General features: G+C 63.2%; 20 protein-coding genes and 1 pseudogene. 4 read left to right on the top strand and 17 right to left on the bottom strand.

The features are described from left to right. From TRIHO_RS11155 to TRIHO_RS11085, 15 genes and pseudogenes are all read right to left on the bottom strand, one after another. Positions 1 to 374, bottom strand: a pseudogene (locus TRIHO_RS11155) (hypothetical protein); the annotation flags it as partial. Positions 375 to 489: 115 nt separating this feature from the next. Then, positions 490 to 1,347, bottom strand: a complete 858-nt coding sequence (gene phnE, locus TRIHO_RS11150; protein ID WP_068243291.1) for a phosphonate ABC transporter, permease protein PhnE — start codon at positions 1,345 to 1,347, stop codon at positions 490 to 492. After that, a complete protein-coding gene (gene phnE, locus TRIHO_RS11145) occupies positions 1,344 to 2,288 on the bottom strand; it encodes a phosphonate ABC transporter, permease protein PhnE (RefSeq protein WP_068243289.1) in 945 nt (314 codons plus the stop codon). Before phnE (TRIHO_RS11145) ends, phnE (TRIHO_RS11150) begins: the two co-directional genes overlap by 4 nt. Before the next feature lie 62 nt (positions 2,289 to 2,350). Continuing rightward, positions 2,351 to 3,271, bottom strand: coding sequence for a phosphonate ABC transporter substrate-binding protein (phnD, locus tag TRIHO_RS11140; protein WP_068243286.1), 921 nt, complete (start codon positions 3,269 to 3,271; stop codon positions 2,351 to 2,353). A gap of 35 nt (positions 3,272 to 3,306) precedes the next feature. Next, complete coding sequence (gene phnC / locus TRIHO_RS11135; protein WP_068243283.1) at positions 3,307 to 4,122, bottom strand: phosphonate ABC transporter ATP-binding protein; 816 nt, start codon at positions 4,120 to 4,122, stop codon at positions 3,307 to 3,309. Between the two features lie 59 nt (positions 4,123 to 4,181). Further along, the gene (locus TRIHO_RS11130) at positions 4,182 to 5,399 is read right to left on the bottom strand and encodes an alpha-D-ribose 1-methylphosphonate 5-triphosphate diphosphatase (RefSeq protein WP_068243280.1); all 1,218 of its coding nucleotides are present in this window, start codon (positions 5,397 to 5,399) and stop codon (positions 4,182 to 4,184) included. Beyond that, positions 5,386 to 6,129, bottom strand: a complete 744-nt coding sequence (locus tag TRIHO_RS11125; protein ID WP_068243277.1) for a phosphonate C-P lyase system protein PhnL — start codon at positions 6,127 to 6,129, stop codon at positions 5,386 to 5,388. Before TRIHO_RS11125 ends, TRIHO_RS11130 begins: the two co-directional genes overlap by 14 nt. Then, positions 6,126 to 6,926, bottom strand: a complete 801-nt coding sequence (locus TRIHO_RS11120) for an ATP-binding cassette domain-containing protein (protein WP_068243274.1) — start codon at positions 6,924 to 6,926, stop codon at positions 6,126 to 6,128. The genes TRIHO_RS11125 and TRIHO_RS11120 overlap by 4 nt, the downstream gene beginning before the upstream one ends. Beyond that, positions 6,923 to 7,837, bottom strand: a complete 915-nt coding sequence (locus TRIHO_RS11115; protein ID WP_068243271.1) for an alpha-D-ribose 1-methylphosphonate 5-phosphate C-P-lyase PhnJ — start codon at positions 7,835 to 7,837, stop codon at positions 6,923 to 6,925. The genes TRIHO_RS11120 and TRIHO_RS11115 overlap by 4 nt, the downstream gene beginning before the upstream one ends. After that, a complete protein-coding gene (locus TRIHO_RS11110; RefSeq protein WP_068243268.1) occupies positions 7,834 to 8,931 on the bottom strand; it encodes a carbon-phosphorus lyase complex subunit PhnI in 1,098 nt (365 codons plus the stop codon). The genes TRIHO_RS11115 and TRIHO_RS11110 overlap by 4 nt, the downstream gene beginning before the upstream one ends. Then, positions 8,931 to 9,467, bottom strand: a complete 537-nt coding sequence (phnH, locus tag TRIHO_RS11105; protein ID WP_068243265.1) for a phosphonate C-P lyase system protein PhnH — start codon at positions 9,465 to 9,467, stop codon at positions 8,931 to 8,933. Before phnH ends, TRIHO_RS11110 begins: the two co-directional genes overlap by 1 nt. Then, positions 9,467 to 9,928 carry a phosphonate C-P lyase system protein PhnG gene (locus TRIHO_RS11100; protein WP_232367771.1) on the bottom strand — a complete coding sequence of 154 codons (462 nt, stop codon included), beginning with the start codon at positions 9,926 to 9,928 and terminating at the stop codon, positions 9,467 to 9,469. Before TRIHO_RS11100 ends, phnH begins: the two co-directional genes overlap by 1 nt. After that, entirely contained in the window at positions 9,925 to 10,647 is a 723-nt protein-coding gene (gene phnF, locus TRIHO_RS11095) for a phosphonate metabolism transcriptional regulator PhnF (protein WP_068243262.1), read from the bottom strand. The genes TRIHO_RS11100 and phnF overlap by 4 nt, the downstream gene beginning before the upstream one ends. A gap of 317 nt (positions 10,648 to 10,964) precedes the next feature. Further along, complete coding sequence (locus tag TRIHO_RS11090) at positions 10,965 to 12,110, bottom strand: lytic murein transglycosylase (protein ID WP_068243259.1); 1,146 nt, start codon at positions 12,108 to 12,110, stop codon at positions 10,965 to 10,967. 116 nt (positions 12,111 to 12,226) lie between these two features. Continuing rightward, on the bottom strand, positions 12,227 to 13,339 hold the full coding sequence (locus TRIHO_RS11085; protein WP_082705109.1) for a LacI family DNA-binding transcriptional regulator: 1,113 nt from the start codon (positions 13,337 to 13,339) through the stop codon (positions 12,227 to 12,229). 337 nt (positions 13,340 to 13,676) lie between these two features. On the opposite strand from TRIHO_RS11085, the gene TRIHO_RS11080 reads away from it, so the two are divergent. From TRIHO_RS11080 to TRIHO_RS11065, 4 genes are all read left to right on the top strand, one after another. Continuing rightward, positions 13,677 to 16,058, top strand: a complete 2,382-nt coding sequence (locus TRIHO_RS11080) for a glycoside hydrolase family 3 N-terminal domain-containing protein (RefSeq protein WP_068243256.1) — start codon at positions 13,677 to 13,679, stop codon at positions 16,056 to 16,058. Positions 16,059 to 16,372: 314 nt separating this feature from the next. Further along, positions 16,373 to 17,560, top strand: coding sequence for a sensor histidine kinase (locus tag TRIHO_RS11075; RefSeq protein WP_068243254.1), 1,188 nt, complete (start codon positions 16,373 to 16,375; stop codon positions 17,558 to 17,560). Next, complete coding sequence (locus TRIHO_RS11070) at positions 17,550 to 18,008, top strand: response regulator (RefSeq protein WP_068243250.1); 459 nt, start codon at positions 17,550 to 17,552, stop codon at positions 18,006 to 18,008. Before TRIHO_RS11075 ends, TRIHO_RS11070 begins: the two co-directional genes overlap by 11 nt. Positions 18,009 to 18,013: 5 nt before the next feature. Continuing rightward, on the top strand, positions 18,014 to 19,096 hold the full coding sequence (locus TRIHO_RS11065; RefSeq protein WP_068243247.1) for a sensor histidine kinase: 1,083 nt from the start codon (positions 18,014 to 18,016) through the stop codon (positions 19,094 to 19,096). A gap of 36 nt (positions 19,097 to 19,132) precedes the next feature. Here TRIHO_RS11065 and TRIHO_RS11060 read toward each other — a convergent pair whose 3' ends face one another. Both TRIHO_RS11060 and TRIHO_RS11055 read right to left on the bottom strand, forming a co-directional pair. Beyond that, on the bottom strand, positions 19,133 to 19,462 hold the full coding sequence (locus TRIHO_RS11060) for an L-rhamnose mutarotase (protein ID WP_068243244.1): 330 nt from the start codon (positions 19,460 to 19,462) through the stop codon (positions 19,133 to 19,135). After that, positions 19,459 to 20,301 (bottom strand): amidohydrolase family protein, encoded by an 843-nt coding sequence (locus tag TRIHO_RS11055; protein ID WP_068243241.1) that lies wholly within the window; start codon positions 20,299 to 20,301, stop codon positions 19,459 to 19,461. Before TRIHO_RS11055 ends, TRIHO_RS11060 begins: the two co-directional genes overlap by 4 nt. Positions 20,302 to 20,346: the final 45 nt, after the last annotated feature.

The raw sequence follows: 20,346 nt of genomic DNA, 5'->3' as shown, positions 1-20,346 counted from the left end.
GCCCCGGCAAGCCCCGCCGCCAGCGGAAAGGTCATCATCGGTCCACCCGGCAGCGCCGCGCCGCAGACCGCCGCCACCGCCAGCCCCCGCAGGCCGCTTTCGCGGCCGATCCAGCGGCCCACCTTGTCGCGTGGCAACAGCATCGGCAGGGGGGCGGCAATAAAGATACCGCCTGCGATCTTGGGCGACAGCAGCGCGATGAAACCAAACGTCTCTGCCAGGATCTCGGTCAGGCGCGTCATGCCACGGGTCGCGGCCACCGCCAGCCCGGCGACAACCGTAAAACCGAGCAGCACGAGAAAGCCACCGTCGATGATCTTGCGGGGTTTGCGCGGGGGCGGGGCCTCTGCCGCGGTATTTTTTGATGAAAGCATCGCTCTCCAGCGCCCTGATGTCCGGTTGGGCAGCTTTATACCGATCCCGGCGCCATTCCCAGACCACGATCTGTGCTCGGGCCCCGTCGGGGGCCCGTTTTCGCCGTCGGGCGGGTCATTTCGCCAAGGTGCTCTTGCCGATCAGGCGGGCGCGGATCAGGCCTGACAGCCAGTCGATGACATAGACCATGGCGATGATCAGAAAGATGATCGACCAGGCTTCGTCCCATTTATAGGCCGAAATACGATCCGACAGGAGAAACCCGATGCCGCCAGCGCCGACGATCCCGAGGATGGTGCCAGAGCGGACGTTGGATTCAAAATTATAGAGCAGGATCGACAGGATCACCGGGTTCACCTGCGGCAGAATGCCAAACCGGATCTGTTGCAGCCGCGACCCGCCCGAGGCCTTGACGCCATCGACCGGACGGCGCGAGGTGTTCTCGATGGCTTCGGAGAAGAGTTTGGCAAAGGTGCCGATCTCACTCACCGCGATCGCAAGGATACCGGGCAGCGGGCCAAGCCCGAAGGCGCGGATGAAGATCAGCGCCAGGATCAGCGTTTCAAAGGCGCGGATCACGTCATAGCCCCGGCGGCTGGTCTGGCGAAGCAGGGTCAGCCGGGTGATGTTCTTGGCGCCGAGAAACGAAAGCGGAAAGGCGACGATGGCCCCAAGCAGGGTGCCGAGAAAGGCAATCGCCAGCGTTTCGCCCAAACCGTTGAGGATCTCGGAGAACTCTGCCCAGCTCTGCCAAATGTGCGGCGGGAACATGAAGCCGAGCACCGTGCCGAGCCGCCCCAGCCCCTCCCAGATCCGGACCGGGCTGATGTTGAAATCATAAAGACACCAGCCGATCAGAATGATGAACCCACTCCACAGTCCCCAGCGCCGCAGGCGCACAGGCAGCGGTGCACGAAAGGCGCGGGGCAGGCGGGCGCGCGCGGCTGCGATATCTTGTGCCGAGATGCTCATGAATGTGCCTCCAGCCCGATGACCCGATGGCGGAGCTTTTCAGATCCGTAGTCGATGATCATCACGGTGACGAAGATGATGATGAAGAGCGCCGAGAGGTCCTGATATTCCTGGAAACTCATGGCGGTGCGGATCTCCTGGCCAAGCCCGCCGGCGCCGACATAGCCAATGATCGAAGAGGAGCGCACGTTGATTTCAAACCGCAGCAGCGTGTAGCTGATGATGTTTGGCAGCACCTGCGGCACCGCGCCATAGCGGATCTGGTCGAACCAGGTCCCGCCGGCGGCCTTGACCCCTTCCAGCGGGCGCATGTCGATGTTTTCGTTCACCTCGGAGTAGAGCTTGCCCAGGGCGCCGGTGGCATGCAGCCCGATGGCCGCGACCCCGGCCAGCGGGCCGACGGAGAAACAGAAAACGAAGATCAGCGCCCAGACCAGTTCGGGCACCGTGCGGGCGATTTCCAGATAGCGGCGGGTGATCCAGAGGACCCAGGCGTTCGGCGTCAGATTGCGCGCGGCCGGAAAGGACAACAGAAAGCCGCCGACGACCCCGATGACGGTGGCAAGAAACGCGATCAGGATGGTTTCCAGCAGCAGGCGCAACCAGACCTTCCAGCGCCAGAACCAGTTTTCCAGATCGGTGCCGAGCGTGTCCCAATGCAGGTCCGGGATGGTCTTTGAGATATATTCCCCCAGACGCGGAATGCCGGCCGGAATGATCCAGCGCCAATCGCGCGACCCGTCGGGCAGGGTGACCTGCGTGACCTTGAAAAAGTCGCCCATCCAGGAGGTCAGCGCAAAGGCCAGCGCGAACAGAACCGTGCCGATCAGCCAGCCCATGCGCGACCGTCGCCGTTTGCGCGCATAGTCGGATTCAAATTGCGAAATAGGGTCCAGCGTTACCTGCGGCACGCGATCCCCGATCCCTGCTGTCGCAGTCATGGCGAAGCTCCCGAATGCAAAGGGCGGGCGCGGGATGCGCCCACCCGTGGTCGCGATTACGTTCAGGAACTGGAGCGGCGGTGCGCCTTGATCCAGGCACGCATGTCGACGATCCACTGATAGCGTTCGGTGTCGACGCGTTTGAAGCCGGTATCCGGGTTCGGGTCTTCCTCTGTGAACGAGGAGTAGAGCTTGAAACCTTCCGGATCCGCAGCGGGAAAGCCTTCGATGGCGACGGTGACATCTTCGATCAGCGCTTCGGGCAGATTTTTGCGGAAGGTCCAGGGGCCGGAGGTGATTTCTGGCGATTCCCAGATCTTGCAAACCACGCCTTCCTCGATCATGCCCTTGTCTTCCATGCGCTGGTAAACGCCATCGGCATCGTTGTTCTGATAGGTGGCAGCGGTGTCGAAGGTGCCGTTGACGACACCGGTCACATCCGCCTCATGGCTGCCGCCAAAGGTCACGGTGCCAAAATAGTCTTCGGGTTTGAACCCTTCCTTGGTCACCATGTTGAAATAGGGGACCGCATAGCCGGAGGTGCTGTCGGGATCGGCAAAGGCGTGCACTTTGCCCTTGGCATCGGCCAGCGAGGTGATGCCGCTGTCACAGCGCGACACCACGATGGAATAATACCCGGTGGTGCCGTCTTTCTTCAGTGTTGTCAGGGTCGGCACAACGCCGCCGTCGGTCGCGGTATAGGCGGCCGCATAGGAGGATGAGCCGAGGCGGGCGATTTCGATCTGATTGGCGGCAATCGCCTGGATCACGCCATCGTAGTTGCCGGCGGTGAAAATCTCGACCTCAACGCCAAGCGCCTCTTCCAGGTAGGCGCGCAGCGGTTCATTGCGCATCAGCCGGTCTTTTTCGTTTTCGCCCGACAGAATGCCGAATTTCAGGACCTGATAGTCGTCTTTCCAGCCGTCGGCGAGGGCGGGTGTGGTGAGCAGGGCCGCAAGTGCGGTGGCAGTGATGAAACGCATGGTGAGATCTCCCCTGATTGCGTTTTTTGGAATTTCTAGGCGTCTTCCCAGACCCGGCCAGTGCGCCGGGCGGCGGTCGAGGTAACGGCCTCGTTGAACTCTGCCAGACCTTCCAGCCCGTAGATGTCGCGCACCACTTCATCGGTCAGCTGGCTTGCGGTGCCGTCAAACATCACCCGCCCGGCGCGCATGGCGACGATGCGGTCGCAATAGGCGCGCGCGGTGTCCAGGGTGTGCAGATTGACCAGCACCGTCAGTTTGTCCTCGGTATTGATCTGCTTCAGCCCATCCATGACACGGGTGGCATTGGCCGGATCGAGCGAGGCAATGGGTTCATCGGCCAGCATGATCCGGGGCTTTTGCAGCAGCGCCTTGGCGATGGCCACGCGTTGCTGTTGGCCGCCAGAAAGCGTGCCGGCGCGTTGCAGCGCCTGGGGAACCAGGTCCAGCCGGTCCAGCGCCTGGATCGCCATCGTGCGCTCCGCGTCGGTAAACCGCATCGCCATCGAGCTGAGGAACCCATGTTCTGCCAGTCGGCCAATCAGCACATTGGTCAGCACATCCAGCCGGTCGACCAGATTGAATTGCTGAAAGATCATCGCGCAATCGCGCCGCCAGGCCCGCAGCGCCTTGCCCCGCAGGGCGGTGACCTCGACCCCGTCAAACGAAATTGACCCCGCTGTGGGGTCAACCAGCCGGTTGATCAGCCGCAGCATCGTCGATTTCCCCGCGCCGGAGCGGCCGATCACGCCGACAAACTGTCCCGGCGCAATCGACAGGTTGACGCGGTCAACGGCGGTGGTTTCGCCAAATTGGCGGGTCACGTCAGCGAGGATCAGGTTGCCAGTCATGGTGATTCATCCGAATGAATTGCTCACCTCCGTAGCTACCTGATCTCAGTGACAACAACTCAAACGTCGCATGACAGTTCTTTGACGCCCCGGTTTGCGGCCTGCGGGATCTCGCGCAGCGTCGGCACCGGCGAAGGCAGGCTGCCGTCGGAATGGATGACCTTGCCCGCGCGCAGCACCAGGTTGACGCGGTCGGACGGGTCCACAACACTCAGATCGGCCTTTTTGCCGAGGGCGATTTCACCGCGATCACTCAGCCCCAGCGCCCTGGCGGGATGGGCGGTGGCCATGCGGGCCGCCCCGGCCAGACCGTCCGGATCCGTCCGCGCCAGGGCCCGGATGGCGGGCAGGATCGCGCCGGGGTGATAGTCCGCAGCCAGGATCGACAACAGCCCGGCCTGATGGGCGTCGCGCGCCGACAGATTGCCGGAATAGCTTTGGCCGCGCATCGCGTTCGGCGCCCCCATGGCGGTCATCAGACCCCGCGCAATGGCGACCTCTGCGGCCTCTTGGGTGACCGGAAACTCGGATATCACCACCCCGAGGTCCGCCATCATCGCGGCCTTGTCGCGGGTGTCGTCGTCATGGCTGGCCAATGGCACACCGTGGTCGCGACACATCTGCGCGACGGTCTGCATGTTCGACAGCAGCGCCTCTTGCGGACGGGTGCGTTCGGCGATGGCGGTGGTGACCATCTGACGCGCTTCGGTCTCTGTCACGCCGTGGTGGGCGGCCTTGTTCCGGATGTGGATTTCCAGATTGCGGTACTGGCCCTGACCGGGGGTGTGATCCATCAGGGACACCAGATCGACCCGGCCTTCGTTCAGCAAATCGCGCAGGACCCCGACCGCATTGTCAAAGGTAATATCGAAACGGGCATGGATACGGTGGTCCACCCGCGCGGTGTGGCGGGCGGCATGCAGGTCGCGGATCACCCGGCTGGTGTGGGCAAAGGAGCGCCGCTCGCCGTCGCGCACGCCGCGCGAAAACGACACCGAGGCATAGGCGGTGGTGACCCCGGCTGCCGCCAGACGCGCATCCAGTGCGCCAAGGGCGACCGACATCGGAAAATCCACCCGCGCGCGGGGTTCAAGCTCCTGTTCGATCATGTCGCCATGCATGTCGATAAAGCCGGGAAACAGCGTCCGCCCCGCGCCCTGTAGCCCGCCGGGCCGGGCGTGTTCGGCGATCTCGGCGATGCGGCCCTCTGCGATCCGGACAGAGCCATGGGGGATCACCCGGTCGGGCAGGACGAGTTCAAAATCAGACAACCACATCGGTGCGCTCCATGTCTTCGGCCATGTTCTGGGTCTGCTCGGGGATCTGGTCCGGCGTCAGGTCGATCTCTCGGTCGATCAGGGCAGCGACATCGCCGGGATGGTGGAACACACCAATCATCGCGGTGCCTTGGGATTTCAGATCCGCAAGCCGGTCGATCAGGGCCGCCCGCGCAGAGGCATCGAGCGAGGCGGTTGGCTCGTCCAGCAGCAACAACCGCTGCGGCAGGATCAGGGCGCGCGCCAGGTTCACCTTCTGCTGCTCGCCGCCGGAAAACGTCGTGGGGTAGGCGGGCCAGAGGTCGCGTTTCACCCCAAAGGCCTGCAACCAGTGGCGGGCTTCGTCCAGGGCTTCGGCGGGGGCGCGGCCCGCCCGTTGCAGAGGCTCCGCCACCAGCGCCTCGGCACTGACACGGGGGCGGGCGACCAGAAACTGGGTCACAAACCCGATTTCTGTGCGGCGCAGAAAGGTGACATCCACATCCGCGGCCCGCACCAGATCAATCTCGCCATGGCTGCTGTGGAACAGGATCTGGCCGCTTGCGGCCAGATAGCTGCGGTAAAGCGTGCGCAGCAGGGTGGATTTCCCCGCCCCGTTGCGCCCCTTCAGCAGCAGGAATTCGCCCGCCTGCAACACGAAGGACACATCGTGGAATGCGTCAACCCGGGTGCCCAGGTGATGCATGGTGAACCCTTTGGACAGGGCGCGAACGTCTAGGATCAGGCTCATAGTTTTGCATGCACCAATTGTTGTGAATAGGCGTGTTGCGGATCCTGAAAGACCTGATCGGCCAGACCCGCCTCGACCACTTCGCCGCGCCGCATCACCATCACCCGGTCGGCCAGCGTGCGGATCACCCCGAGGTCGTGGCTGACGATCACCATGGTGATCCGGCGCTCCTGTTGCAGGCGTTTCAGCGTGTCCAGAACCAGTGCCTGCACGCTGACATCCAGCCCGGTCGTCGGCTCGTCCAGCAGCAACAGCGCCGGTTCCAGCGCGATTGCCTTGGCCAGCTGCACCCGTTGCTGCATGCCGCCGGACAGTTCGATCGGCGGCGCGTCCATACGCTCCAGCGGAAACTCCGAGGCCTCCAGCGCGGCGCGGGCCTTGTCGCGCAACACGGCAAAACGCCGCTCGCCCGCGACCAGCAGCCGTTCGGCAACATTGCCCGAGGAGGAATGTTTCATCAGCAGCCCAAGATGCGGGTTCTGATAGACAATCCCGATCTGGCGCGCGCAGAGCATCCGCCGCGCGTAGCGGTCCAGATCAAAAAGATTGCCGTCCGCGTCGGGCAGATCCAGCGTATAGCTGCCCGCATCCGGCGTCTCTTCCAGATTGAGGCAGCGCAGGAAGGTGGATTTGCCAGAGCCGCTCTCGCCGACGATGCCCAGCACCTCGCCCGGAAAGACCGAGGCCGACACATTGCGCAGCGCCGGCACGGACCCATAGGATTTTGAGACGTTGCGCGCGGTCAGAAGCGGTTGCGTCCTGACCAGTCGGGGCGCGTCCAGTTGTGTCTGGCTCATCCGGCCATCTCCCCGTTCTTGTACCAGGTGTCGCCGATGGTGACGGTCTCGTTGTCGCGCTGACGAATGGATTTGACGCCAAGCTCGCTGTCGGAGATCTCATAGGACGAGGACCCATCGGCTTGTGGAATTTCGTTCATGAAGAACCCGCGGGCGCCAGAGCGGGCGCAGCTCAGCCCGGCGTGGTCCTCCACCCGGTAGGGCACATCCTCAAACACCAGGGGTTCGACACGGGTGAACGGGGGCACCGCGAACAGGCGTTTTTCGCGCCCCGCCGACAGCAGCGTCAGGTGCCGCGCCATATGCAGTTTCGGCACGTCCCAGCGCGGGATCGGCGAGGGCGTCATGACGTAGCGCCCATTTACAAGGCTCGGATAGCTCGCCCCCTGCATCACCCGCCCGGAGCGCACGATCTGTTCATAGAGCTGCAGCCACATCCGGCCGTAGTCCGCATCCGCATGCATCTGCCGCGCCAGCGACATGTTGGGTTCGACCGGCCGCAAAGGTTCCGGGTTGGGCACCTGCAGCACCAGCACCTGATGGTCCTGCAACACTTCTTCGGGGATGCGATGGCGGGACTGGATCAGATCGGCCTCCAGCGTGTCCATGGTGGTCGGCGCGCCGGACACGCGGGCCAGAAACCGGCGGATCGACGCGGCGTTGACACTGTCGTCGGCCCCCTGGTCGATCACCTTGATCCGGGTCCTGGGGGTGATCAGGGTGCAGGACACCTGCAAACCGCCGGTGCCCCAGCCGCGCGCCATCGGCACCTCGCGGCTGGCATAGGGGATCTGGCAGCCCGGCACCGCGATCGCCTTGAGCGAGGTGCGCCGGATTTCGCGTTTGGCCGAGGCATCCAGAAAGCCAAAGCTCATCGGCTGCCAGTCTCGGGTCAGAGATTTGAGGCTCATGGTGTCGGCTCCGCTTCCCTGGTGGCCTGCGCCGTCTCGGCCGCCCTGGCCTGGTTTTTGGCTTGATCCCTGGCTTTGGCGTCGCGCATCGCATCCAGGCTGGATTGAAAGGTCACGTAATGGGGCAGCTTGAAATGGATGCAAAAGCCCGAGGCCTCGACCCCTTCGGTATGGTAGAGAAAGAATTCTTCTTCGGTGGCCGACCCTTTGGGCGCGCCCTTGGCGTTCAGATCCAATGTGGCCGCCGCGATCACCTTGACCTCGTTCCAGCCCAGCGTGGCGGCAAATCCGAGCCGCAGGTCCGATCCGGTCTTTGCCACCACCTCGGCCTGGCTGACCTTGACCCGCCCGGCGCTGAACCGGGTGCCACGGGGGTGCTGGACGATGACCTCCGCCTCCGCCAGGCGTAATTCGTTGACGGTGGGGTGGGCCTGCCCATAGCCGCGCTGGGCAGCATAGCCGAGCGCGAGAACGCCGCCGGTGTCGGCCCGGGCCAGGCTTTGCAGCCGGTGGGCGCGCTGGGCGGGAAACAGCAGCGGCTCCCGGGTGATGTCGGGGATGTCGTTGCCGCAGCGGGTGTCCGGCTCGGCTGCGCTCAGCAGGCCATTTTCGGCCTGCCAGGCGGCCACCGAAGGGTGCTGCGCCGGGGCGCTGATCGCGGCAGCATCCACCGGATCAGGGGTCTGGGCCGCGCCAGAGAGCACCTCGGTCATCAGGATGCGGTGCGAATAATCCAGCGTTGGCCCCAGAATCTGGCCGCCGGGGATGTCCTTGAACGCCGCAGAAATCCGGCGATGGGTAAAGAGATCCTGTTGCAGAACCGGATCGGCCACGGTCAGACGGGGCTGCGTCGTGCGCCAGGCCCGCAACAACAGAACCGCCTCGTGCAGCTCGCCGCCGGTCTGGGCCAGCGCCAATGCGGCCAGATCGGCATCATAGAGCGATGCCTCGCCCATCACCCGGTCCACCAGATAGGGCAGGGCGCGCCGCACCTCGGCCACGCGCTCAGGTGTGATGGTGCCCATCTCGGCGCGAAACAGTCGTTGTGACTGTTCAATTGCCCGCGCACCGCCGCGCGTTGCCACATAGGCCATCAGAGCACCTCCACTTTGGTTGAGCGGGGCAGGCCCAGCACGCGGTTTGCATCGACCAGAAACAGTTCAAACCCCAATGGGTAGCGCAGCACCTGTGCTCTGGTCTGCCAGATCCCGTCGGGCAGCCCGTCGATCCGGACCTCGACCGCGCCCTCACATCCCGGACCGGTCAGGCGCAGCCGGGGCCCTCGGCCCAACCGGGCCGTGCAGACCAGCGTCGCCCCTGCCTCGGGGTGGAGGTCGCTGCCCTGGGGCAGCCGGGTCAGAAAGTCGGCGTGTTCAAGAGCGGTCAGGAACAGATGATCCGCCTGTTCCGGCGGCGCCAGCACCGCCCCTGTCTGCATCGCCTGCGCCGTCAGTGCGGCGTCCTCGCAGTAGACCGCGCATTCGCGATCAATCAGCGTGTCGATGATCTGCGCAAGGCCAGCAAGGGGCAGCGTGCGGATCAGGCCGGGGCGGGACAGCGCCCACATCAGCGCCTCGTAGGTGGCATTGGTGCGGGTGTCGAATTCAGACGCAAGCGGTGCGGCAGTCATCAGAAGGTCTCCATATCGACGCGGGTGGCTTCGACCCTTGCCAGTGTGGCGCGATCTGCCTGAGACTGGGCGGCCGCCTCCTGGTGCAGGAAGGCCGAAATCGCGTCCGGCTCAATTCCAATGGCAACCGCCAGGTCGATGACGGCCATTGCCATCGCCGCCTCCAGGTCCCGGCCCCGGCGCATGCCATAGGCCTCCTGGCTTTGCGCTGAAATGCGCGCTTCGCTCATCAAGACCTCGCCGAGGTGAAAATGGGTGCCCTGGGCGCTGTCCCGCATGGGCAGCATCACCAGCCCGGTGCGGTTCTCAAGAACGGTGATGTCCGGCAATTTCGCGATCAGCGGCTCTGCCAACGCCTTGAGCCTGTCGGCATCGCTGCGGGCGAGGATGGACAACATATCGCCATGGGGCCAGTCGGGCAGTGTCTGCGGGGCAGCCCCGGCAGGGGGGGATTGGGTCACGCGCTATCCTCTCCGTGTACGATGTCGAATTTCACCCGCGCCGCCGACCAGATGACATGGGTAAAGGCAATGGGATGGCCGTCGGGGGTCTGGTCTATGGCCCGCACCACGAGCACCGGCATGTCCGGGTGCTGCTGCAAGCGCCGCGCCTCCTGCGCCCGGGCGGGGCGGGCATACATCTGGGTGCTGGCGCGCAGGTAATCCGTGATCCCGTAAGAGGCATATACGTCAGAAACAGACGCCATCTCCTGTCGCCGCGCGGGAAAATCGCCGAACCGGGCGGCGTCGTGAAACAGGGTGCCAAAGGATACCGGCACCCCATCCGCGAAGGACAGGCGCTCTGTCGCGACCACCTCTGCGCCGACGGCGATCTGCAGGGCCGCGGCGACGCGGGGACTGGCCTGCCGGTGCGCAACGCCGAGGGTCTGCGAGGTGACCGCGACGCCCTGCGCCTGCATGTTGCGCCGCATCCGGGTGCGCGGTCCGATCGCGTAGGTCAGCATTGGCCGGTGCTGCACAAAGGTGCCCCGGCCCTGCTCCACACTGAGGAGCCCTTCCTTTGCCAGTTCGGCCACGGCACGCCGCACGGAATGGCGCCCGGACTGGTAGAGGGCGGCCAACGCGGGTTCTGTGGGCAGTCTTGACCCGGGCTCCATTACGCCGTCCATGATGTCCTGCTCGATTGCTGCACGTATCTCGCGCCAACGGTCTCTGTTCATGTGTCTTTCATCCGAATGAATTTTTGTTAGCTGCAAGCTGTGACAGTCAGATGTCAGTTACAAGAACATTCAATGTGACGATGGCTCGCGCGCAGGCTCCGGCACCGTCGCGCGCGACGCGACACTCAGGGCCCGCCACTGCGGGCCGCGAGGATAGCGAGAGCAGTGGGGGCGTGTTGGGGGGAGCGGACGCCGGTCCGGGGCAATGCCCCAGGCCCGGAGGCATCGCCTATGAAGCGTCCGTTATATTGGCCACTTCCAGTAGAATTGCGGAAACCTCCGCTAAAGCGGAAATTCAGACCGGACGGGGGCTGCGCCTAGGAAAGCTGGCGCAGCAGGGCCAGTGACGGATCTCCGGTCACGGGCAGACCTTTGCGGTTTTGAAAGGCGCTGATTGCCTCGCGGGTCTTTGGCCCGATCACGCCGTCCGCGTGGCCGATGTCGAACCCGTTTGCGGTCAACCCCTGCTGCAGGGCGATGCGGTCGTCCTTGGTCAGCCCGTAGCGATCAGGCGGGAACCCCGCGCGAAGCGGCGGCCCACCCGCAATGCGATCTGCCAGATGGCCGACGCCAATCGCATAGGAATCGGAGTTGTTATAGCGTTTGATGGCGCGGAAATTACCGGTGGTGTAAAAGCGCGGTCCCCCCGGCTGGGGTTGAATGACACCGGTCGCGGGCGTGGTCGCCTCGACCTCGCCCCCCCAGTTGAGCCCGCTTTGCCAGCCATTCCGAGACAGGTAAGCCGCAGTCGACGCCAGCGAATCGCTGGGATCCTCCGACCAGATGTCGCGCCGTCCGTCCCCTGTGAAATCAACAGCATAGGCGAGGTAGGAGGTTGGGATGAACTGCGTATGCCCCATCGCACCGGCCCAGCTTCCGGTCATGGCACGCGCTGTCACATCGCCCCGCGCGAGGATCTTGAGTGCTGCGATCAGCTGGCTTTCGAAGAACTGCCCGCGGCGACCGTCATAGGCCAGGGTGGAGGTGGCTGAAATCACCGGCACATTGCCGCGCCGCTCGCCATAAAAGCTTTCCAGCCCCCAGATGGCGGTAACGATTTGGGCAGGCACGCCGTATTTGCGTTCGACCGCAGCCAGCGTGGTGCGGTGGCGGGCAAAGGCCGCGCGGCCCTTGCTGACGCGTTCGTCCGAGACGGCGATAGAGAGATAATCCTCGAGTGTTCGGGTGAATTCCGTCTGGTTCCGGTCGCGGGTGACCGCGCCGGGCAGATAGCCGGCGCCGCGAAACGCACTGTCCAGAAGCGCGTCGGAAAACCCCTGCGCGCGGGCGCGACTGCGGAACTTCGCCACCCATGAGGCGTATCCGGCATTGCGGGCCGGGCGCAGATCGTCGGGCAGGGGGGAGGGGGCCGTGCCTTGCGGTCCGGTGGATGGCCCGCCACTGCACCCCGCCACGCCAAAGGCAAGCGCCGCAGCGCCGAACTGCCGTCTGTTTATCGCCATGATCCACCTTCTGTGCCTGCACCTCAATGGCTGCAGCTAATCATATCCAAGAGGGCAAAGTCACGCGAATGTCGCGCTGTGCGGCGCAGCGGTCGGGATCTTGCCGATGGCCGGCCCTAGCGCGGCTTTGACGGCTGCAAACGGGCGGTGGAGCCGCGTTCGATCAGCCACACCGGCAACAGGATGTGTTTTCCGGGCGGGGGCGTCTGTCCCCCCATCGCCTTGATTTCAAATAAGAGCCGGACCGCAGCCCTGCCAATTTCGGGATAGGGCTGCCGGATTGTCGTAAGGCCGGGCAACATCTGTCGGGCCAACGGCAGATCGTCAAACCCGATCAGCGAAATGTCGTGCGGCACGGACAATCCTGCCGCCTGTATTGCGGTCATCGCCCCCAGGGCGCTCACATCGTTTGCGGCGAAAATCGCGGTGGGCGGGGTCTGGCTCTGCAGCAGGTTTTCGGTGCCGGAGCGCCCCAGCTCCTGCAGGAATTTTGCGTCGATGATCCGGTCGGCGCGCACCTCCAGCCCGGCCTCTGCCATGGTGTCGCGAAAGGCGCGCAGTCGCTCGCGGGCGGAATACCGGTCGTCCTCGCCCGCAAGAAAGGCGATTTCGCGATGTCCCAACGCGATCAGATGCCGCACGGCCAGTTGCGCCCCCTGATAGTTGTCGCCAGCCACCCAGGGCACGGCATCGTCAATTGCAAGCGGGTCAACCGCGACCACCGGCACCCGGGCCTGGATCAGGGCGGGCAGGTCGATGGATTCTCGCGGCAGAACAGAGATCACCCCATCGACGGAATCCAACAGCAGGTCGAGCACGTTGCCGGGCAGGTCGCGCCCCGGTTCCGGCAGCGAGTAGACCAGCATATCGCGGTGACAATCGCGCACCGCGCTGCTGATCGCCCCGGCGATTTCAGCCATATAGGGCGTATGAAGTTCCGCGATGACCCCGACGATGCCACTTTCGGCGTTGGAGCGCGTGTCGGAGAGTTTCTTGGCGGCCCAGTTGGTGACATAGCCGAGGTCCTTGGCGACATGCTGGATCGTTTTGCGCATCTCGCGCGACACGCCGGTCCGGTTGTTGAGCGCGTTGGAGACCGTCATCCGGCTGACCCCGGCCGCCCGGGCGATATCCGCGAGGGTGACGCGGGCGGGCGCGGCTGCCGGCACAGCGCCCGCGTCGCGGTGGCTGGCGGCGAGGGGGGCGTCGTCTTTGATGCGGTTGGTCATGGTCCCACCTTTTCGAAATATGCGCGGCACGTCCAGGGAACAGGATCACAGTTGGCCGGATCAAAGGCCGCTGGATGATCCTGCGCCGGCCCAGAATGGCAATTGACAGGAATTTTAGTTTACCGATAAATAAGGTATATATACCGGTAAAGTTGACCCATCAACAGAATTCACGCACCGGGGGCAGACTGTGGAGGAGCCAGTCGCGCCCCTGTTCTGAACGGCGGTCTGGCGGTGGCCGGCGACAGGCCTCCGGGGCGTTGTCGCTGGTCGCGGAGCCCGCGCCCTGACGGCGCGCGCCGGGCGCGTGGCCTCACACTCAAGAAGGTATCCTGTCATGACCGAGCCCTATAAAAACCCCGACACCCCGCTTGAGACCCGCGTGGAGGATCTGCTGTCGCGGATGACGCTGGACGAGAAAATCGCCCAGCTGCACGCGATCTGGCTGGTGCTGGACGAGCACGGCAATCATCGGGTGCGGGCGGACAGTTTCGCCGGTGGCGCAGCGCATGAATCTGTGCTGGACCGGCTGCGCGATGGCCTGGGGCAGGTGACGCGCCCGCTTGGAACCCGCGCGATTGATCCGGACCGAGGCCTGCGGGCGCTGAATCAGCTACAGAAATTCATGGTCGAGGAGACGCGGCTTGGCATTCCAGTGTTGTCGCACGAGGAATGCCTGTCCGGGGCGATGGTGCGGGGGGCGACGATGTTTCCCTCCTCGCTCGCGTTTGGCGCCACATGGAACACCGATCTGATCGAACAGGTCGGGACGGAGATCGGCGCGGAGCTGCGGGCGATTGGCTGTCGGCAGGGCTTGGCACCGGTGCTGGATGTGGCGCGCGATGCGCGCTGGGGCCGGACGGAGGAGACTTTTGGCGAGGATCCCTATCTGACCGGCCTCATGGCCACCGCCTATGTGCGCGGTCTTCAGGGTGAAAAGCGCGATCTGCTGGCGACGCTCAAGCATTACGTGGGCCATTCCTTCAGCGAGGGCGGGCGCAACCATGCGCCCGTGCACCTCGGGTGGCGGGCGCTGAACGACGATTTCATGCTGCCGTTTGAAATGGCGGTCAAGCTGGCCAATGCCGGGTCAATCATGCCGGCCTACCACGATATCGACAATGAACCGCTGCATGCATCGCGCCACCTGCTAACCGAGGTCCTGCGGCACCAATGGGGGTTCGACGGGATCATTGTGGCGGATTACATCGGCATCACCCTGCTTCATACCCATCATGGTGTGGCAGCGGATGCGGCAGAGGCGGCCGCACTTGCCTTTGGCGCCGGATTGGATGTGGAACTGCCCGCCGACGACTGTGCCCCGCATCTGAAGGCGGCGCTGGCGCGGGGGCTGATTGACCTTGCGACCATTGACGAGGCGGTGCGCCGCCATCTGCGGGAAAAATTCCGGGTCGGCCTGTTCGAAGCCCCCTATGCCAACGAGGGCGCCGTCGTGCTGCAAAGTTCCAAGGCCGTGGCGGTGGCGCGCACTGTGGCGGAGCAGTCGATCACTCTCCTCGACAACACCGGGGTTCTGCCGCTCTCGCCCGAGGCACGGCTGGCGGTGATCGGCCCGACGGCGGATGATCCGCTGGCGCTGCTGGGCGATTACAGTTTTCCGGTGCATCTGATCAACACCGATCAGACCGACGATACGGATCAGGTGGTCACCCCACTGGCGGGTCTGCGTGCCGCCTGTCCGGGGCGGGTCCGTTATGCGCGGGGCTGCAATATCTTTGACGAGCGATCCGCAGGGGCGCCGGTCTTTCCCGGCGACGTAGAAGATAACACCAGCCTTGATATCGCTGAGCGCTACTCGACACGGCGGGACATGTTCGACGCGGCGGTGGCCTGCGCCCAGGACGCCGATGTTGCCATCGTCTGTGTCGGGGATCTGTCGGGGATCTTTCAGACCGGCACCGTCGGCGAAGGCTCCGATGTGGACACTCTGGATTTACCGGGCCTGCAACAAGCATTGCTGGACGCCATCGTGGCGACCGGCACCCCGGTCGTGGTGGTCCTGAGCAGTGGGCGGCCCTACAACCTCGGCGGGCAGGAGCACAAGATCGCGGCGCAGGTCATGACCTACTTCAGCGGTCAGGAGGGCGGACGGGCGCTGGCCGATGTGCTGACTGGGGCGGTGGAGCCTTCGGGTCGCCTGACCCTGTCGGTGCCGCGCAGCGCCGGGGCGGTGCCCTATTTCTACAACCACAAGTTCAAAAGCTCGGGCACCCCTGTCGCGCGCCATTTCGGCAGCCGCTATCCCTTTGGGCATGGTCTCAGCTACACCTCCTTCGCGTATTCCGATCTGGCGCTGGCGGCGGATCAGGTGGCGATCGAGACGGGCGACGTGACGATGACCTTTACGATCCGCAACACCGGCAGCCGGGCCGGTGTCGCGGTGCCGCAGCTTTATATGCGGGATCGGCTGGCGTCGGTTGTCAGGCCTGTCAAGGAGCTGAAAGCCTTTGGTCGCGTGCACCTAGAGCCGGGCGCGGCCCGAAAGGTGCAAATTGCGCTGCCCACCGACATGCTGAATTTTACCGGTCGCGACGGCCGCCGGATCGTCGAACCCGGCATGTTTGATCTGATGATCGGGGAGTCCAGTGCGAACATCCACTTGCACGCAAAAGTTGAAGTGACCGGTGAGGTCCGCCATCTACCACAGAACTGGCGCATGGTGAGCCGGTTTGAGACGGCCGAGGAGGCTCCGAGCTGAGGCCATTTTTCAACCCGGCGGAATTAAATCGCGGCCAAAGCGCCGGTTTTTAATTCCGCCGGTTTCTCCAAATTGCAAAATTATCGTAAAAACACACGGCTATTTTCACAGCAATTTATTTTCCGGGCGCGGCGGAGCGTTCGGACCAAAACCGAAGCGATGAAAAATCCCTGAACCTTTGCAAGGGCTTGTCGGCTATGTTCCTGAATGGACCGGGCAATCTTCGTATTTTACGAAGGCGATCAACGCATTCCTAATTCCTTTCACATATACTTTCGGTCATTGTAGGTCTGTCGCAAGTCGGAGCTGGTACAATGCTGGATTACATTATTGAGCTTTTCAGCGCGGCCCAGTTCGTTCCGCATGCGGTCTGTTTGCTTTGGCGACCTGATTTACTGGTCATGCACGGGGTTTCCGATTTCCTGATTGCCGCCGCTTATTTTACCATTCCTGTCATCATCCTGAAGGCGGTGAAGCTGCGCCCGGATCTGTTGCATCCCAAGGTCGCGCGCCTGTTCGCCGCCTTTATCACCGCCTGCGCCCTGAGCCATCTGGCCGGGCTTTTGACGCTTTGGGTGCCGGCCTATGGTCTCCAAGGCGTGATCAAGGTGGCGACGGCGGCGGTCTCGATCTACACCGCCATTCAACTGGCGCGGTTGCTGCCGAACTTCTTGACGATGCCCAGCCGGATCGAAATGGCACGATCCGTCGCGGAGGTGGCCCTGCAGGAGCGCAAGGTGATGGAGGCGACAGAAGCGCGCGACAAACTGAGCGAGTTCGCGCATATCGCCTCTCATGACCTCAAGGCGCCAATGCGGGGCATTGCCAATCAGGCCAGGTTCCTGATCGAGGATCACGGTGACGCGCTGGGCCCGGATGCCCGCCGCCGCCTGGATCGGATGCAGGAATTATGCGGGCAAATGGATGTGCTGATTGCGACCCTTCTGAAATACTCCCGGCTGGGGGGGGCGGCCGCACGCGAAACCGTTGACCCCAAGGAGATCATCGATGACATCGTGTCCTCGCTTGGCGAGGCGCTGGACGAGGAAAACGCCCGGATCGAGATCGAGACGCCGCTGCCGTCGATCCATGCCAACCCATCCGAAGTCGCCACCGTTCTGAGAAATCTGATCGTGAATGCGCTGACCTATAGCGATGCCGACGAAAAACGCATCCTGATCGGCTATCAGGAGGATGTCGTGGTCAAGGGCCGCCAGATCCACGAGGTTTTTTACGTCAGGGACAATGGCATAGGAATTGATCCCGAATTTCACAGCGAAATTTTCAGAATGTTCAAACGGCTCAATCAACGGGAGGCCTATGGCACCAGCACGGGGGCCGGACTGGCATTTGTCAAGAAGGTCATCGAAAGCAACGGTGGCGTCATCCAGGTGGTGTCGGCGCCAGGGCAGGGCAGCACCTTTTATTTCACATTCACGGGCAGGGGAGAGGCCAAAACGGCCGCCGAAAGCCTGATTTTTCGGGAGACCCATGTTGTCTGATTACGCAGCTGTGCAGGATATTTTGATCATTGAGGACAATGAGGACGATTTTGAAGCAACGGAGCGGGCGCTTTCGAAAAACACTACCCTCGCGAACCCCATCCAGCGATGCCGGGACGGGTTGGAGGCCTGGGCATATCTGCGGGGGGAGGAGCCGTTTTCAGGGTTGAACCTGCGGGCCTTGCCGGGTTTGATCCTGCTCGATCTGAATATGCCGGGGCTGGACGGGTTGAAACTGTTGAAACGGATCAAGGGACAGGATGACCTGAAGAAAATTCCTGTTGTGGTCATGACAACCTCTTCCGAGCAGGAGGATGTCGAAGGGTGCTATCGCGCCGGTGCAAATACCTATGTGCAAAAACCCGTTTCCTGGACTGAATTTACCGAAGCCATGACACGGCTTCAGGAATATTGGTTTCAATTTGCGCTTTTGCCAAAGGAGCGGTGAGAAAAATGTCGGTCAGCATTCTTATCGTGGACGACAGTCCTGAAGATCGCGAAGTGCTTCGCAGAACCCTGGCGGAGTTCCCGGGGGAGGAAATCGCAACCTATGAGGCCTCTGATGAGGCCAGCTGCCTGATGCGGCTTCACGAATTGCGGCATATCAATTGTGTGTTGCTCGATTATTCGCTGCCCGGACGGGATGGTCTCAAGGCGCTGTCGGGCATTTTTTCGATCAACCCGGATCTGGCCGTGGTGATGATCACAGGCTACGGAAGCGAACATATCGCGGTTGAGGCGATGAAGCTGGGCGCCCAGGATTACCTGTCAAAGAGTATGATCACTGCAGACAACCTGCAGCGCGCGATTGTCAACGCGACGGAGCGCACCGAAATGCGGCGCAAGATACGCGAGCAACAGGAGAGCCTGCAATCCTTCGCCCATGTGCTTGTGCATGATCTCAGATCGCCGCTTCGTTCGATCCGCACCGCCATCGACGGGCTGATCGAGGATTTGCCGGGCGAGGTCTTGACCGACAATTCCGAAATCCTGGATTTCGTTCTTGATGGTGCCGAGCGGGTCGACAGTCTGATTGTCGCGCTTGAAGGCTACACCCAGGTCGACGGCGAGCAGAACCGCTTTGCCGTGGTTGATCTCAATCTACAAGTTGACGCGGTGCGGGCCAACCTGATGGTGGATCTGAAGGCGCAGAACGCGCGGTTGGTTTCTTCTGGCGAATTGCCGACAATCTATTGCAGCGCGCCGCAAATCGGTCAGCTGATCCAGAACATTGTCAGCAACGGGATCAAATACAACCGGTCGGAGGTGCCGGAAGTTCGCATTTCGGCGCGGCAGACGGAAACCCATTGGCTGATTGAGTTTTCCGACAATGGGATCGGGATCGAGGCGAACTCCCTGAACCGCATCTTTGATCCGTTTCACAGGTTGCACCGGGATCAGGAGTTTGACGGAACAGGGCTGGGATTGGCCACCTGCAAGAAGATCGCAGAGCGGCACAATGGCAGTCTTTATTGTCGCTCCGAGGTGGGCGTGGGGTCGGTGTTTACCCTGGCGCTTCCGGCGCTGCCGGAATAACGGCGCGTGCGGCGGGGCGGGGTGCAGATGTGACGCTTAGGGGAGGTGAAAAACCTCCTCCATCCCCGCCCACCATTCGCCATCGCTGCGACTGTCCAGCGGCTGTTGCATCGGGCCACAGAGGGCCCACCATTTCTGGGTAACCGGATCCGCCGCGATCGCGGCGGCGTCGGCGTCGAAATCCGAACCCGTATATTCCCAATAGCTGAACATCAGCAATTCGGGTTCTCGCAGGAAGATCGAATAATTGGTGATATGCGACTGGCGCAGGCGGTCCAGCACCTCGGGCCAAACGGCGGCATGCAGGCGTTTGTATTCTTCCAGATGGTCGGCTTTCAGTCCGATGACATGGCCCATGCGTTTCATGGCTGCGTTCCTTTCGGGTCTAGGTCATAGAGGCGTCGGGCGGTGCCGCCAAACAGCGCCTCGCGTTCGGTTGGCGTCAGCGGCGCGCAAAGGTTCTGCGCGGTGTCGAGCCAGGAGGGATAGTCCCCGGCCAGCTCCAGTACCGGCCAGTCGCTGCCCCACATCAACCGCTCCGGGCCAAAGCAGCGCAGCACATGGTCGAAGGTTGGCTGCAACGCCTCTGGGGACCAGCCTGGGCCAAATTCATTGGCCAAGCCGGACAGTTTGCAGCTGATTTGCGGATGCCGGGCCAGTCTCTCTATTCCGTTGCGCCAGTCGCTGCCGGGGTCGGTGCCGTCAAACACCGGCTTGGCGCAATGATCGACGATGATCGCCAACTCTGGCAGGTGCTGTGCCAGCCGGTCAATGGTGTTCAGATGACGGGGCGTGATCAGCGCGTCCATCCGCAGCCCCGCTGCGGCAACTGCGGCCAGACCGGCCACAACGTCCGGGCGCAGCACCCAGTCCGTTTCCGGGATGTCCTGGAGCATCGGCCGCACACCGCGTAGCATCGGATGGGACAGGCGCGCCAGTTGCGCGGGCACGTCGCCGGTCAGATCAATCCAGCCAACGACCCCCTTTATCAGGGGCGTGTCGCGGCACAGGGCCAGCAGGAATTCCGTCTCGGCCAGGGTCGGGGCCGCCTGGACCGCGACAGTGCCCACGACGCCCGCTGTGGTGGCCAGCGGCAAAAGCTCCGTCGGCAGGATGTCGCGGCGGATGGCGGCCACGCTGTCGTCCATCCAGGTGTAGTCCCCCCGGTCGATCCGCCAAAAATGCTGATGTGCGTCGATGATCACGGATTTTCCTTGCATGCAGATATGTTCTAAATAATAACAAACCAA

The organism is Tritonibacter horizontis, from assembly GCF_001518015.1.
GTDB lineage: Bacteria > Pseudomonadota > Alphaproteobacteria > Rhodobacterales > Rhodobacteraceae > Epibacterium > Epibacterium horizontis.
This window is presented reverse-complemented; position numbering and strand designations above follow the sequence as displayed.

Excerpts from the sequence above, each read along its gene's own strand:
- phnE (WP_068243291.1), bottom strand. The coding sequence starts at position 1,347 with ATGAGCATCTCGGCACAAGATATCGCAGCCGCGCGCGCCCGCCTGCCC.
- phnE (WP_068243289.1), bottom strand. The coding sequence starts at position 2,288 with ATGACTGCGACAGCAGGGATCGGGGATCGCGTGCCGCAGGTAACGCTG.
- phnD (WP_068243286.1), bottom strand. The coding sequence starts at position 3,271 with ATGCGTTTCATCACTGCCACCGCACTTGCGGCCCTGCTCACCACACCC.
- phnC (WP_068243283.1), bottom strand. The coding sequence starts at position 4,122 with ATGACTGGCAACCTGATCCTCGCTGACGTGACCCGCCAATTTGGCGAA.
- TRIHO_RS11130 (WP_068243280.1), bottom strand. The coding sequence starts at position 5,399 with ATGTGGTTGTCTGATTTTGAACTCGTCCTGCCCGACCGGGTGATCCCC.
- TRIHO_RS11125 (WP_068243277.1), bottom strand. The coding sequence starts at position 6,129 with ATGAGCCTGATCCTAGACGTTCGCGCCCTGTCCAAAGGGTTCACCATG.
- TRIHO_RS11120 (WP_068243274.1), bottom strand. The coding sequence starts at position 6,926 with ATGAGCCAGACACAACTGGACGCGCCCCGACTGGTCAGGACGCAACCG.
- TRIHO_RS11115 (WP_068243271.1), bottom strand. The coding sequence starts at position 7,837 with ATGAGCCTCAAATCTCTGACCCGAGACTGGCAGCCGATGAGCTTTGGC.
- TRIHO_RS11110 (WP_068243268.1), bottom strand. The coding sequence starts at position 8,931 with ATGGCCTATGTGGCAACGCGCGGCGGTGCGCGGGCAATTGAACAGTCA.
- phnH (WP_068243265.1), bottom strand. The coding sequence starts at position 9,467 with ATGACTGCCGCACCGCTTGCGTCTGAATTCGACACCCGCACCAATGCC.
- phnF (WP_068243262.1), bottom strand. The coding sequence starts at position 10,647 with ATGAACAGAGACCGTTGGCGCGAGATACGTGCAGCAATCGAGCAGGAC.
- TRIHO_RS11090 (WP_068243259.1), bottom strand. The coding sequence starts at position 12,110 with ATGGCGATAAACAGACGGCAGTTCGGCGCTGCGGCGCTTGCCTTTGGC.
- TRIHO_RS11085 (WP_082705109.1), bottom strand. The coding sequence starts at position 13,339 with ATGACCAACCGCATCAAAGACGACGCCCCCCTCGCCGCCAGCCACCGC.
- TRIHO_RS11080 (WP_068243256.1), top strand. The coding sequence starts at position 13,677 with ATGACCGAGCCCTATAAAAACCCCGACACCCCGCTTGAGACCCGCGTG.
- TRIHO_RS11075 (WP_068243254.1), top strand. The coding sequence starts at position 16,373 with ATGCTGGATTACATTATTGAGCTTTTCAGCGCGGCCCAGTTCGTTCCG.
- TRIHO_RS11070 (WP_068243250.1), top strand. The coding sequence starts at position 17,550 with ATGTTGTCTGATTACGCAGCTGTGCAGGATATTTTGATCATTGAGGAC.
- TRIHO_RS11065 (WP_068243247.1), top strand. The coding sequence starts at position 18,014 with ATGTCGGTCAGCATTCTTATCGTGGACGACAGTCCTGAAGATCGCGAA.
- TRIHO_RS11060 (WP_068243244.1), bottom strand. The coding sequence starts at position 19,462 with ATGAAACGCATGGGCCATGTCATCGGACTGAAAGCCGACCATCTGGAA.